Origin of the sequence: Neobacillus sp. SAB-20_R2A (genome assembly GCF_049568635.1) — a bacterium.
GTDB lineage: Bacteria > Bacillota > Bacilli > Bacillales > Cytobacillaceae > Neobacillus > Neobacillus citreus.
The window spans coordinates 4,871,966-4,885,552 of sequence record NZ_CP145895.1 but is presented as its reverse complement, the minus strand read 5'-3'; the positions used below and the strand labels follow the sequence as shown (position 1 = coordinate 4,885,552).

Below are 13,587 nucleotides of genomic sequence, written 5' to 3'. Positions count from 1 at the left end.
CTTTTTTGTCGTACAACCTCCCTCCCATGAATATATATGGATAGACAGGCTTTTTGGGGGGAGAAGAGCAAATGAATGTATTTTTGAGTTATATTTTACTTGGGTTATCGCTGGCTGCTCCCATTGGTCCAATCAATGCAGCGCAAATTGACAGGGGAATCCGGAGTGGCTTTATGCACTCATGGCTGATTGGAGTAGGTGCGGTCGTTGCCGATGGCGTGTATATGCTGGTCGTTTACATAGGAGTTGTAAAGTTCCTCGATACTGAGTTTATGCAGACATTTCTTTGGCTGTTTGGCTTTTTTGTGCTCATTTATACGGGGGTGGAAACAATCCTCAATGCTGGGAAAATTCATTTGAAGCACTATCGGGGAAAGGAACCGCTGTTAAAATCATTTTTGACGGGGTTCTTTATGTCGATTTCCAATCCTTTAACCATCCTTTTTTGGCTAGGAATATACGGCTCTGTTCTTGCGAAAACGGCCGCTTCTTATGATGCAGGGTGGCTTATATTGTACAGCAGCGCCATTTTTATTGGGCTGTTGATTTGGGACATCATGATGGCGAGTGTGGCCAGCAGCTTTCGGAATTTTTTAACTTCAAGGCTTCTCGTGGTAATTTCGATACTTTCAGGTCTATCTTTAATAGCGTTCGGCATGTATTTTGGTTTTCAGGCGATAAGTATTTTATTTTAATCACTTTAACTTTAGGGATAAGGCGGCATTTAGCCGCCTTTTTGCCGGATTAAGCTGTTGGCCATGGTTTAAGGATGGTTTTCTTTTTGTTCTTCTCACTTCTTTTCCATTTCACTCTCATGATTAAGGTAATTGCACCAATCACTCCCACAAACGCAATGCTGATGAAGAAACCAGGTCTGCTGGAAGCATGGAATGAGGTGCCGCTTACCGCAATTAAAATCAACAGAATTCCAAGATAATATTTTATTTTATCTTTAGCAGTTATCTTAAGAATTTTTCTTGGAGAAACAAGAATAAACATCCAATTATAAAGCAGCATCAATCCGGCAGCCGTCGTTATATATTCATAAATTCGATTTGGCATCAGTAAAGCTGACACGACAGATGCAGTAATGCCGATTATCGTAAGAATCAGTGTAGGCAACGGAATCTTTAGCTTTCCTTCCTTTGCAAAGCTTGCCGGAGCATCCCCTTCTTTTGCGAGGGTAACTAAAACACTCGTAACTCCATAAAGTGAAGCAGCCATGGTAGAAAAGCCGGCAATTATTAAAGCGCCATTAAAGATATGCGGCACAAACGAAAGGTTGTAAGCATCCAATGCAATAACAAACGGGCTTTCATTCGTATTAAATTGCTGCCAATTGACCATGGTGACGGCAATCCCTATCGAAAGGGCATAGATGACCATAAGGGAAAAGAGCATAACCCTGCCTGCCTTTGGAGCTTCCTTAGGGTCTTTTAATTTAGTTGCCATCAGACCCAGAATTTCAATGCCGCCAAAAGCATAGTAGGCAAAAATAACAGCAGACCAGAGACCTTTCATTCCGCCCGGAAAGAAATCTTTTTTGCTGTTAGGATACTGAATCGGACGGTCACCATCAATCACGCCAAATAAGGCCAACAGGGCAATAATGATAAACATTAAAATGGCTGCCACCTTTAAGACAGCAAGAATATTTTCCAGCTTATTTAAAATGCCCACACCAATTAGAATGACGGCCAATCCTAGGATGGCGTAAACGGCAGCAAATACCCAGAGAGGAATGTTTGGGAACCAGAAACGCGAAAAAATTGACAGTGCCGTCATTTGGCTTCCCATAATCAAAACTTCAGAACACCAATAAACCCAGCCGCTGCTAAACCCAGCCCATCTGCCGTAAGCCTTTTTGGCATATGACCGAAAGCCGCCCTCGAGCGGCTCTTTGGCGGTCATTTTTGATAGGGCATCAAATACAAAATAGGTGCCAAGCGCAGCGATTAAATAGGCAATTAAAATGGACGGTCCCGCCATCTTAATTGCCAAGCTCGAGCCCAGGAAAAAACCTGTCCCGATTGTACAGCCAATCCCAAACAAGGAAAGCTGCCACCAGCGCAAAGTAGTTTCCTTTGCGCCGGACGTTGACTTACCCATATAATAATATCTCCTTTTATACTGGTCTTGGCCCCGGCTATACGTTGCGCCCAGTGGCACCTGGTGATTTGTCAGTAATGCTTTGGTTATTATAATCTTCATCATTTAGACCAGGCATTTGTCTTCTATCCGACCCTAAATATTCTCCCTGGTGTTTTTCTTGCACCTTTTTAAACTTATCAAAGTTTTCATTTACCAAATTAATCCCTCTTTTCTAATGCTCAATTATATTTCTTAAGATATACTCCTGCCTGTTTCTTATTCAATCTTGAAAGGATGTTCGTTTGTTTTTTGATGGAATTAAATTTTTATTACATAAACCGCCGCGAAACAAATGAAACTAAAGAGGAACTAGACAAAATTGGACACATCAGGCATGATATAGATTTTTTATGACAAACGCTTTTCTAATGAAAGGGGTAGATTTGGATGTTATCGACAGAAAAGCTGGCTGGTTTGCGCTTGCAATTATTAGAGGAAAAGAGTGAACTGGAGGCACATTTGGAGCAAAATGACCACTTAGGGTTGGGAGTAGGACATGCTCATGAGTCAATGGGGGAATTATCCTCCTACGACAATCATCCGGCCGATGAGGCGACGGAGTTATATGAGCGGGAAAAAGATAATGCCTTACTTGAACACTATAAATTAGAGCTCCACAATGTTAACCAGGCTTTAGAGGCGATGGAAAATGGGACATACGGGAAATGTGAGGTATGCGGCAAAGAGATTCCACTAGAGCGTTTGGAAGCCTTGCCGAACACTACGTACTGCATTGAGCATAGCCCGGATCAGGTAACTTCTCATAAACGTCCTGTCGAAGAAGGTGTCCTCATGCCGCCATTTGGTAAATTTGATATGGATGAAAAGGACGAGAGCGTTGCCTTTGATGCAGAAGATTCCTGGCAGACAGTTGCCCAATGGGGAACGTCTGACACGCCATCCGACCTGGCCTTCCCGCAGGATGATTATCAGGACGTGTATGTTGAGGCAGATGAAAATATCGGCTATGTTGAGGACTATGAAAATTTTGTCGGTAATGATATGTATGGAAAAAATATCACCGTTTATCCGAATCCACAGCATGAAAAATATGAGGATTCACTTGATGAAGAAGGCATCATGACAAGCTTCGGGGATTTACCTGCTTATGAACATGACCCGTATGTGGACCGGGATGATAGATAGCAAAGGAACTGAGTCTAAAAAAAGAAAACAGCTTTCAAACGAGAGCTGTTTTCTCTGATTTTTACTCTGATTTATTGTTATTCAGTGGAATGTCCGGACCGTCTTCATTTTCGATGACGGCACCGATTTCACCCTCAGCATAGACATCGCTTACCTGCTCATGCGTCGTGGCAAAACCGGAGGAAAGTGGATCGCTATTTTGATAATAACTGGCATGAAAGAAACTGCCCGCCACTTCAGTTCCTTTTTTTGGGTCTTTTTTCACCATGTATCTCTCTCCTTTTTGTTATAATTGTCTAGCCGCAGCGCCTGGTTAAGGCACATTCGCTTTTCGTATTACATCTGTATTGTTTCTTTTTATTTTAGTCTTACTCCTATAAAATAAATCCATGGAAGGGGCACTATATATGAAGAAGAGAAATGAATTTCCATCGCAGGAACAATTGGATCAGGCATTTCACTTTTTGCATGATGAAATTAACAGAATCTCGATAATCGAAGAAATTGAAATGATTAAAAAAGAAAAAGACGGGCATGAAGAGTAGAGGGAGCAGCTTGGGCTAGTTTTAGGGGGTTGTTATGGGAACAAGAGAAGCTTTGGCAAAAAAAATTGCCTGGATAAGTGTCATAAGTAATATTATCCTTACTTTAGGAAAAATGATAATAGGCTGGTATGGACATAGTGATGCCGTATTTGCCGATGGAATCCATTCGGCTGCCGATGTTTTTGCATCCGTTATTGTTCTGCTTGTCATCAAAATTGCCAATAAACCTGCCGATAAGGAGCACCCATATGGACATGGGAAAGCAGAGGTCATTGTTTCAGGAATTGTGGGTATTTTATTGTTCCTTGTGTCCATTTATCTTGTATTCGAAGGGATTACAGGTTTCTTCAAGGAAGTCGAATCACCAAGCCTTTTGGCGATGTGGGTGGCGGTATTTTCTTACGTTGCAAAAGTGGTTTTATATAGAAGTTCCATGAAAGTGGCCAAACAGAATAACTCAAAAGCGATTGAAGCAATCGCGTTTGATCACAAAGCCGATATTGTAGCTTCGCTTGCGGCTGCCATTGGTGTTTTGCTTTCCATCATTGGTGAACGCTTTTCGATTCATCTTCTGCAGTACGGTGATAAGGTAGCAAGTATTTTTGTCGCCTATCTCATTTTTAAAATTGCCAAAGAAATGTTAACTGAAGCATTCGATATTTTACTGGAGCGGAATATTAACAATGAAACCATTCAAGAATATATTGCTATTATCAATGAATTTTCCGATGTGAGGCGGATCGACCGCATTAGAGCTAGAGAACTCGGCCATTACATTTTGGTTGACTTACGGATTTCCATCGACCATTTTAAGACCATTAAGGAAGGGCATGATCTTGCCAGATCTATCAAGGTAAAGCTGATGGAACAGCATGACAATATCGAAGAAGTGCTTATTCATTTAAACCCTTATTTTCCGGATTAAAAATAATTTACCAAAAAAAACTGATTTGTACTTTCGGAAATTTGGGTTTATGATAGGATTGGTATAGGGTGCTGCATCTTGCGGTACCCTTAAAAAAATAAAATAACACTACAGTAAAGGAGTTGATATTTTTGAGTTATTCCATAGACCCTGACCCTGAAAGGAGCGGGGAAGTCAATGTGTTTTTTGAATTGATGAAATTGGCTGCTGCAAGAATATCAACTCTAAAAAAAGGCGGTTGGCTTCCTCAAAAATGAGAGTGAGGAGGTTTTGGCATGTTGGAAATTTATAAAAGCACTGAGACAAGAATGTTAGAAAAGGTGGATGCCATTTCAAAGGGCTGCTGGGTAAATATGTACGCCCCGACAGCAGAAGAAATAGCCAAAGTTTCAAATGACGCACAGGTCGACATCGACATTATCAAAGACGCGCTGGACGATGAAGAGCGCCCAAGGATTGAGCGTGACGATGGCAGAATCTATATTATCGTCGACTTTCCTTATATCGTTCATGACGAAACTGGCCTTGCTGTTTACGAGACAATTCCAATCGGCATTATTCTGACCGATGATAATATTATTACCGTTTCTTTGAAGGACTCGCCAATTATTGATGAATTCCGGAAAAACAGGGTAAAGGAATTTTACACCTTCAAAAAAACACGTTTTGCCCTGCAGATATTATTTGTCATTTCATCTTATTATCTTCGATATTTAAAACAAATCAATAAGAAAACCAATGAGATTGAGCGGGTTGTCCATCAATCCTTGAAAAATAAAGAGCTTTACGCATTTCTTGCGTTGGAAAAAAGCTTGGTTTACTTCACTACTTCTCTAAAGTCAAACAAGGTCGTTATGGATAAAATTTTGCGCTTTAATTACTTGAAAATGTATGAGGAAGATAAGGATTTATTAGAAGACGTGATTATTGAAAAAACACAGGCGATCGAGATGGCGGAAACCTATCATTCTATTTTAACGGGAATGATGAATGCATTTGCCTCGATTATCTCAAATAACCTGAACATCGTTATGAAATTCCTAACTTCCATCACTATTATTCTTGCACTGCCGACGATGGTGGCGAGTTTTTACGGAATGAACGTCGAGCTTCCATTTGAGAAAAACACCTATGCATTTGCCATCCCATTGATTCTCTCGGCTTGTTTAGCCATTTTAACGGCCTATATCTTTTGGAAGAAGAAATATTTTTAAAAGTCAAAACCGCCCCTTGGAAGAGGAGCGGTTTTTTTGCTGTAAGAGCTCACGATTAGTAAGACTATAATTTTTTGCAGTTAATTTTAAAAAAATAAATAATTTTCCCAACATAAGATAGCTTGACTACCAGTCATTCGTTGTGATTTTGCCGAATAGTTTTTTGTATCAGCGCTAAACGCTGTACATACTTTTCGGAGGGAGTTTCTGGATGAAAAAAAGAAGATTATTGGGGACGGTTCTACTCAGTGCAGTCATGGGAATTTCGACGTTTGCTTCGGGTGCCTTTGGACAATCAAGCAGTCATGAGTCTTACCGAGTATTCATTCAAGGCCCGGCAGTGGAAAAAGCCAAAGCCAAAGCCAACTATGGTGTCCGCTGGGATTTTGGAGCGGAGGGCTTTACGACTACTGTCAATTCCCAGCAATACCAAGCACTTTTAAAAAATAAAAACCTGACAATTGAAAATCTCCCGGAAATGCAGCTCACTGATAAACCGGAGCCTAAGGCAAAACCGGGGGGCGGGACTGCTACGGGACCAAGTGACAGGACGCCATGGGGAATAGAGGCAATTTATAATGATGCCAGTATTTCAGCGACATCCGGCGGAAGTGGAATAAAGGTTGCGGTACTAGATACAGGGGTTATTAATCATAACGATTTGACGGCTAATATTGAGCAATGTAAGGATTTTTCGCAAATGAAGGTTAGTTTAGTGGAAAACAGCTGTAACGATGGAAATGGCCATGGTACTCATGTCGCCGGGACTATCCTTGCTAATGGGGGCAGCAATGGCACCGGGATTTTTGGGGTTGCTCCAGAAGCAAAGCTATGGGCCTATAAGGTATTGAGTGATAGAGGATCAGGATATTCGGATGATATTGCAGCAGCCATTCGTAAGGTGGCTGATCTAAGTGCTAATTCAAAGGTCATCATCTCAATGTCGTTAGGCTCAAGCACAAAGAGTACCCTCATCGAAGATGCAGTTAATTATGCATATGGCAAAGGAGTGCTTGTTGTCGCCGCCGCAGGGAATGATGGACCTGGTTCGAACACCATCGGTTACCCTGGCGGTCTTGTAAATGCCGTAGCCGTAGCTGCATTGGAAAATGTTCAGGAAAATGGCACCTATCGTGTCGCGGATTTCTCATCACGTGGAAATCCAGCAACTGTAGGCGATTATATCATCCAGGAACGTGATGTTGAAGTTTCTGCGCCGGGAAGAGCGATTGAATCGACGTGGAATGATGGCGGCTATAACACGATTAGCGGAACATCTATGGCAACTCCGCATGTTTCCGGGCTTGCAGCGAAGCTATGGGCGGCAAATCCAACCTGGTCCCATACCCAGCTTCGCACCGAACTGCAAAACCGGGCAAAATTAGTTGATATTAAAGGAGGCTCTGGAGCAGCAACAGGCGATGACATCGCATCAGGTTTCGGCTTCCCTAGAGTAAAATAATAATAATAGGTGGCGGGGGCACAGGTCCCCGCCGCTTTGACACATGATTCCTTCTTGACTAAATAACCACTAGGTAGCGAAAAGAGCCTCTCTTTTAAATTTTTACAAATAGTCTGAAAAAATATATTTAAGAAAAGAAAGTATTGTTGTAAAATAGTGTAAAAAAGAGAGGCAAGCTGGTGACATAATGGAATTTGGAGCACTGATCAAATACTATCGTACCCAGAGAGGAATCACCCAGGCAGAGCTTGCTAAAGGGATATGCTCGGTTCCCCATTTAAGTAAAATTGAGAACAATTCTAAAGAAGCAAACGAAGAGACGATTGCCCTTCTGCTTGAACGGCTGCAAATAAGCATGGAAGAGATGGAGGAAAATGAGGAAAAAATAAAAGTACTCATACGGGAATTTAGCAACAGGATTAACTTTTATTTAAAAGAAGAAATAGAGGAAACTTATCAGAAACTAAAACAGATAGAACATTTAATTCCTTTTTCAAAGTATATCTATATTTGGGAGTTATTTAAATATAGGTATCTATTATTTAAGGGAAAAATGGACGAAGCAGAGCAACAAAAGGATTTATTGTATAAGCAAAAGAAAAATTTTTCCCAACATGAAGAGTATTTATTTCGATATTATAATGCGGTATTTTTAATGTGGAAGGGTCAGTATAAAAATGCCGATGACATTTTTGATACCCTTCATACTGAAAATAACTATCAGGCAACAGATGGAGAATTCCTTTACCATCGGGCTCTGGTTAAGAGTTCCTTAGAGCAGTCAGGTCATGCCATTCATTTTGGTAAGATGGCGCTGCAAATGTTCATGAATCAGCACAACTTTATCCGGATTCTTCATACCCTCATGCTGTTAGGAATAAATTATACAAACTCTAATATTTATGAAGAAGCGGAAGAATGTTTCCAACATATTATCAGGAATGCCGAATTACTGAAGGAAAAACAGCTGCTTCCGCAGATTTACCACAATATGGGGCATTTACAGTTTAAAATGAAGCACTTTGATCAGGCATTGTTTTACTATGAAAAGAGTCTCGAGCTTCAACCCAATATTAATCAGCATTACCTGGTTACCCTGTATTCCATCGGGGAAATAAATTATCTTTTAGGATCACAAGAAAAATCTACGGAATGCTTTCAGGAAGTAAATTCTTTGGCGAAGGATCTCGGGGCAAAAAGATACAGGCTCTTAAGCGAATACTATCTCCTGCTGATGGCTTCACCAGTAAAAGGATATAAATTTTTAGAATCAAAGGTAATACCATATTTGGAAGAAGCTAATGAATCTATTGAGGACCTTACCCATTATTACAAAATGCTTGCCGATTACTACAATGGAAAAGGTATGGTTTTGGAAGCTTTCAATTATTTAAATAAAATAACATAAAAAAGGAGGCAAATTTATGAAGAAGTTAGTTATCGGAGTAATTCTATCCGTTTCAGTGCTTGGATTGTTCACTTTTGCAGGCAACGGGAAGGTACAAAAGACTAGTAGTGATGTAGCAATTTCAACTTACATGTCTTCACCACCGCCAATTCAACCGCCAATCGGTTGATTTTAAAAAATCCCTGATTATTCAGGGATTTTTTTTGTGCATACTAAGTAATAAATTTTTTGAAGAGGTGTTTCTTATGACCAATAGGAACAAAGAGCCGCAGTTTCAAAGCGGAAAGGCAGAAGACAAGTCCGATAAAGGGCTTTACGGATTAGATCCGGAAATGAGCTTATTATCTGTGAATTTTGCCACGACGGAAAATCCCTTCCTGAATGAACACTATCAGGAAGACTCGAAAGAAAACCAATAAAAATGGTTATGCTATTCATAATGTGTTTAAATTTTTGTCAGTGATTTGGGAGGTATTTTAATGAAATCTTTTGTGGTAAGTTTTCATCAAGAAGATAATGTTGATACGATGCAGGTGCAGAAATTAAATCAAGAGGAATTTGAAAAAGCGACAGAAGGCGGAACAAGACATCTATTTGAACTGGACACAAACATAGGCCTTTTCATTTTTTTCGATGGAGCAGACAAAGACGGGGACATCTCCTACATGGTGCTCCAGTATGAAGAAGACAACGAAGATCCAGTTGCCTGCTATTCCTTCCAGCTTAAGGATTTTTACGAATTTATGGCCCTCTACCTGAATGATTTTGAATTTAATGATGAACAAGATGAAGAGGACGAAGAAGCATACGGCCCGGTTCATCATTTAGCGCATTTACTATTTCATATTGCGGGTGAAGGCAGGGATTTGGAAGTTTAAACAGTAAAAGGACGCTGAATTTTAGCGTCCTTTTATGTTTTTGGTCTAAAAAACTGGTTACTGCAGTCTTTAAAAAGGGTAATTTTATGAATTTTGCCACTCAAGAAAGGAAAACTATATCTTTTTAAAAATTCTATCGGCGAATTTTTTAGCTCTATCGGCGAATCTATGCCTCCTATCGGCGAATCAAAAAAGCACTGACCCCCCAACAGGATCCAGTGCTCTAAATTTACCCCCGCGAACCTTCTTTATTTACCTCAACCCGAGCTTTCCCCATAAAGAATATTGTCACGGCCGCCAAAGCAATAGGAATCAACGTAAGCGTAAAGGTATAGGTAATTGATTCCGACAGCGCATGAATGATCTTATCTAAAATAATCCCAGGAATTTTCGCACGTTCACTTGCTTCAAAGATTTCCCGAGGATCCCCCATTTTAAACCCACTGCCGCCCTGTCCGCCAGCGCCTTGCATTCCCTGAAATGCCTCTTTCAAACGATCTGTAAAGACATTATTTTGAATCGTACCGTAAATCGTTACCCCCAGCGTCATTCCAAACGAGCGCAAAAACGAGTTCGTGGAGTTCGCTGTGCCCCGATATTGCGGCTCCAGGTTATGAAGCGAGGCGGTCGGCAGAAGGGAGAAGGAGAAGCCGACGCCAAAGCCAACAAGAATCATAAAAATGGTCAACATCAAGCGGGACGTATCCTCGGTCATGGTACCAAGGCAGTACATGCCAACAGCATATGAGATTATCGATATCACCATCAAATTCCGATAAGACGTTTTTGTTAAAAAAATACCTCCGATAGAGCTCCCGGCAACAGACCCGAGCATCATCGGGGTTAAAATCAAGCCTGCATTTTTAGCTGTTCCGCCGTAAACAGCCTGCACAAAAATCGGAATAAACACTGTTAAAATAATAAACGTGCTGCCATATAAAAAAGCGAGAATCTGCGATGCAGCAAACAATCGTCTTTTAAAAAGCCATAACGGTAAAATCGGTTCTGCAGCCTTGAATTCCGCTATAAAAAATGCAACAAAAAAGACCACAAAACTAACAAACAGGCTGATAATTGGAGCAGAATTCCAATCATATTGTTTTCCGCCCAGCTCCAATGCGAACATAAGGCTGACAACCGAAATGACCAAGGTAACCGCGCCAAGCCAATCAATTTTTAGCTTTGAATGCTGTAAGGATTCATGATAATAACGAACAATTAAAATAATAGAAACGAGTCCAAGTGGGATATTAACATAGAAAATCCAATGCCAGCTGATATAATCCGTAATATAAGCACCCAAAAGCGGGCCAAGTACGCTTGACAGGCCGAAAACAGCGCCAAGCAGGCCGGTCATCTTTCCACGTTTCTCCGGCGGAAAAATATCAAAGACAATCGTAAAAGCGATCGGCATTAAAGCGCCGCCGCCAATGCCCTGAATGGCTCGAAAAATACTTAATTGAACAATGGTTTGCGCGAATCCGCAGAGGGCCGAACCAATCAAAAACACCGTTAATCCAAACAGGAAAAAGCGTTTCCGCCCATACATATCGGATAGTTTCCCGAAAATCGGCATGCCCGCCATGACGGCTACCATATAGGCAGAGGTGACCCAAACAAATTTATCGAGCCCACCAAGGTCAGAAACAATCGTCCCCATTGCTGTGGCCACAATCGTGTTGTCCATGGCGGACATCAAAATAGCCAGAAGCAGACCGGCTGTCACCAGGTTAATATTGCTGTCATGTTTGATCATAAAAGTCTCCTTATTTCTATTTTCATCTAATGGGCCATAAGCCAAGAAACCTCCTACGCCTCAATTTTAACTGACAGCCGACAGAAAATAAATTTGAATTTTTAATAAAAAAAATCCCCTAACAAAAGGGGATACGCTTATCACTGGGTAAACTCCAGTTATAATTAAGCTTTTAAAACATCATGGTCAACGTAGCGCTCACCATTGATTTCGCTGATCACATTAATGGCAACCTTGGCGCCGTCACCGGCAGTAATAATTGTATGTACGCTGACACCGGCAGCAGTACCGGCAGCCCAGATACCGTCAATGTTTGTTTTTCCTTCGGCATTTACATCAAAAACTGTTTTGATTCTTGGTTCTGAACCTGGCTTTGTATTTAAGCCAGCCTTTTCAGCAAGGTCAGTCAAAGCGCCAGTGGCAATAATGACATGTTTTGCTTCGAATGTTTTTTGATCTGTCTCTACTGAAAATCCAGCATCAGTTTTCGTAATGTTTGTAACGGTCGCTTGAACAATTTCCGCACCGAATTTACGAGCTTGTTCTTTTCCGGTTTCCACAAGTTCAGGGCCTGTAATTTCTTTTACACCATAATGGTTTTCAATCCACGCGCGTTTAGTCATGCTCTTATCATTATCAATAACCAATGTTTGTTTCCCAGCTTTTGCAGTAAATAAAGCAGCACTAGCGCCAGCAGCGCCTGCACCAACGATGACAACATCAAACATATCAAAACCTCCAATTTTTTATTTTTCAATATTAATGTAGCCAATTACAAACTAAAAGTAAAATGAACTGCTTATTTCAAACCTTTTGTAAAACGAATTAAAAAATAAAAAGAACCATCATTTCCGTCTAAGGTTTGATGGTTCTTAGGTTCATTTCCTGTATAAGCATTTTATGAGATTTCCTGTGCTCTAGATTGCGCCTTTGCAGTCGTTTTCCTTTTTGTATGAAGAACATAAAATAAACCAACGCCGATTAAAATATAAAATGCGCAAATGAAATACATCGAGCTATATTCCATTTTGGCGGCAATTATGCCCACTAAAAATGACCCAAATGCGATACCTGTGTCGTAAATGGATAAAAATGTTGCTGTCGCCAAGCCTCTTTTTCGAGGTTCTGCATTTTGAATCGCAATCGTTTGGAAGGTTGGAAAAAGTGTTCCCCAGCCTAACCCGATTAGGCCTGCTGAGAGGAGGAACGTAAACGCTCCATTACTTTGGCTCAAGACGACCATTCCAATTGCAAATAGAATGAGACATGGATAAGAAATCACATTTGGACCATATAAATCCAGCCATTTTCCCGTAAATGGCCTTGAAATTAGCAGTACCACCGCATAAACGACAAAGAACAAGCTCGAAACATGCTCCAAATGAATTTGGGCTGCATAGATGGATACAAAAGAAAGCAGCGCTGAATAAACAATTGCCAGGAAACCGCCGACGATGGCAATCGGAACAGCGGAAGACTCAAACAGATTACGTACTGAGAAGGCTGCAGCCGCCTTTTGTCCGTCTTGTTCCTGTTTCGGAAGCTTAACGCTTAGCCCGGTAATCAACGCGCCAATTGCCACTGCAATGCTTATGATAAACATGATTTTAGCGCCCCATTGCTGCATCGTCATCAACCCGACAAATGGTCCTAATACCATGGCCATATTGGTTGATAAGACGAAATAACCCATTCCTTCCCCTCTTCGTGAAGAAGGAATGATGTCAGCAACGATCGCTCCTGCCGCTGTTGTAGCCATACCAAAACCGATACCATGCAGCAGGCGGATCACTAAAAATCCAGCTGTTGTTTTAGGGAATAGGTAAAAGGGAGCCGCTGCGGCAAAAAGAATCAGCGCGGTTAACAGCACCTTTTTGTTTCCAGCACGTTCAAGCCAGTTACCTGCAAGCGGCCGCGAAATAATAGCAGAAAGCAAAAAGACGGTTGTCATTAATCCTGCCTGGGAAGCACTTGTGTGAAGCTCATTCAACGCATAGCTTGGAAGTGTCACTAGCAAAATATAAAAGGTCAAAAATAAGAAAAAGTTACTTGCTGAAATACCAATAAAATTTTTCGTCCATAATTTTGGTTTGTTAGACATT

The 13,587-nt window shown here is 41.0% G+C and carries 17 protein-coding genes; 11 read left to right on the top strand and 6 right to left on the bottom strand.

Annotation, left to right across the window (positions count from 1 at the left end):
- The first annotated feature begins 71 nt into the window (after nucleotides 1–71).
- Nucleotides 72–695 carry a LysE family transporter gene (locus V5M37_RS24060; RefSeq protein WP_423799443.1) on the top strand — a complete coding sequence of 208 codons (624 nt, stop codon included), beginning with the start codon at nucleotides 72–74 and terminating at the stop codon, nucleotides 693–695.
- A gap of 49 nt (nucleotides 696–744) precedes the next feature.
- Here the strand turns inward: V5M37_RS24060 and V5M37_RS24055 are convergent, their stop codons facing one another.
- Nucleotides 745–2,109 carry an amino acid permease gene (locus V5M37_RS24055; RefSeq protein ID WP_423799442.1) on the bottom strand — a complete coding sequence of 455 codons (1,365 nt, stop codon included), beginning with the start codon at nucleotides 2,107–2,109 and terminating at the stop codon, nucleotides 745–747.
- Between the two features lie 37 nt (nucleotides 2,110–2,146).
- A complete protein-coding gene (locus V5M37_RS24050) occupies nucleotides 2,147–2,308 on the bottom strand; it encodes a hypothetical protein (RefSeq protein ID WP_213144378.1) in 162 nt (53 codons plus the stop codon).
- A 230-nt stretch (nucleotides 2,309–2,538) separates the two neighbouring features.
- On the opposite strand from V5M37_RS24050, the gene V5M37_RS24045 reads away from it, so the two are divergent.
- Nucleotides 2,539–3,297: a yteA family sporulation protein gene (locus tag V5M37_RS24045; RefSeq protein WP_423799441.1), complete on the top strand. Its 759-nt coding sequence runs from the start codon at nucleotides 2,539–2,541 to the stop codon at nucleotides 3,295–3,297.
- A 61-nt stretch (nucleotides 3,298–3,358) separates the two neighbouring features.
- Here the strand turns inward: V5M37_RS24045 and V5M37_RS24040 are convergent, their stop codons facing one another.
- Entirely contained in the window at nucleotides 3,359–3,565 is a 207-nt protein-coding gene (locus V5M37_RS24040; protein ID WP_423799440.1) for a YozQ family protein, read from the bottom strand.
- Nucleotides 3,566–3,704: 139 nt separating this feature from the next.
- Here V5M37_RS24040 and V5M37_RS24035 point away from each other — a divergent pair, with 139 nt between their 5' ends.
- The 9 genes from V5M37_RS24035 (at nucleotide 3,705) to V5M37_RS23995 (ending at nucleotide 9,729) form a co-directional block, all read left to right on the top strand.
- Entirely contained in the window at nucleotides 3,705–3,842 is a 138-nt protein-coding gene (locus V5M37_RS24035; protein WP_213144381.1) for a hypothetical protein, read from the top strand.
- Between the two features lie 34 nt (nucleotides 3,843–3,876).
- Nucleotides 3,877–4,767, top strand: a complete 891-nt coding sequence (locus V5M37_RS24030; RefSeq protein WP_423799439.1) for a cation diffusion facilitator family transporter — start codon at nucleotides 3,877–3,879, stop codon at nucleotides 4,765–4,767.
- Between the two features lie 131 nt (nucleotides 4,768–4,898).
- A complete protein-coding gene (locus V5M37_RS24025; protein WP_284036236.1) occupies nucleotides 4,899–5,024 on the top strand; it encodes a hypothetical protein in 126 nt (41 codons plus the stop codon).
- Nucleotides 5,025–5,042: 18 nt separating this feature from the next.
- Complete coding sequence (locus V5M37_RS24020; RefSeq protein WP_423799438.1) at nucleotides 5,043–5,981, top strand: magnesium transporter CorA family protein; 939 nt, start codon at nucleotides 5,043–5,045, stop codon at nucleotides 5,979–5,981.
- A gap of 211 nt (nucleotides 5,982–6,192) precedes the next feature.
- Nucleotides 6,193–7,443, top strand: coding sequence for a S8 family peptidase (locus tag V5M37_RS24015; RefSeq protein ID WP_423799437.1), 1,251 nt, complete (start codon nucleotides 6,193–6,195; stop codon nucleotides 7,441–7,443).
- Between the two features lie 187 nt (nucleotides 7,444–7,630).
- Nucleotides 7,631–8,851, top strand: a complete 1,221-nt coding sequence (locus V5M37_RS24010) for a tetratricopeptide repeat protein (RefSeq protein ID WP_423799436.1) — start codon at nucleotides 7,631–7,633, stop codon at nucleotides 8,849–8,851.
- A 16-nt stretch (nucleotides 8,852–8,867) separates the two neighbouring features.
- Nucleotides 8,868–9,020 (top strand): hypothetical protein, encoded by a 153-nt coding sequence (locus tag V5M37_RS24005; protein WP_423799435.1) that lies wholly within the window; start codon nucleotides 8,868–8,870, stop codon nucleotides 9,018–9,020.
- Nucleotides 9,021–9,096: 76 nt separating this feature from the next.
- Nucleotides 9,097–9,270: a hypothetical protein gene (locus tag V5M37_RS24000; protein WP_423799434.1), complete on the top strand. Its 174-nt coding sequence runs from the start codon at nucleotides 9,097–9,099 to the stop codon at nucleotides 9,268–9,270.
- Between the two features lie 60 nt (nucleotides 9,271–9,330).
- Nucleotides 9,331–9,729: a cytosolic protein gene (locus tag V5M37_RS23995; RefSeq protein ID WP_213117901.1), complete on the top strand. Its 399-nt coding sequence runs from the start codon at nucleotides 9,331–9,333 to the stop codon at nucleotides 9,727–9,729.
- A gap of 229 nt (nucleotides 9,730–9,958) precedes the next feature.
- Here V5M37_RS23995 and V5M37_RS23990 read toward each other — a convergent pair whose 3' ends face one another.
- The 3 genes from V5M37_RS23990 to V5M37_RS23980 all read right to left on the bottom strand — a co-directional run bounded on the left by V5M37_RS23990 (nucleotide 9,959) and on the right by V5M37_RS23980 (nucleotide 13,586).
- Entirely contained in the window at nucleotides 9,959–11,485 is a 1,527-nt protein-coding gene (locus tag V5M37_RS23990; RefSeq protein WP_423802679.1) for an MDR family MFS transporter, read from the bottom strand.
- A 164-nt stretch (nucleotides 11,486–11,649) separates the two neighbouring features.
- On the bottom strand, nucleotides 11,650–12,213 hold the full coding sequence (locus tag V5M37_RS23985) for an FAD-dependent oxidoreductase (RefSeq protein ID WP_423799433.1): 564 nt from the start codon (nucleotides 12,211–12,213) through the stop codon (nucleotides 11,650–11,652).
- Nucleotides 12,214–12,383: 170 nt separating this feature from the next.
- Entirely contained in the window at nucleotides 12,384–13,586 is a 1,203-nt protein-coding gene (locus V5M37_RS23980) for an MFS transporter (RefSeq protein ID WP_423799432.1), read from the bottom strand.
- Nucleotide 13,587 lies beyond the last annotated feature (1 nt).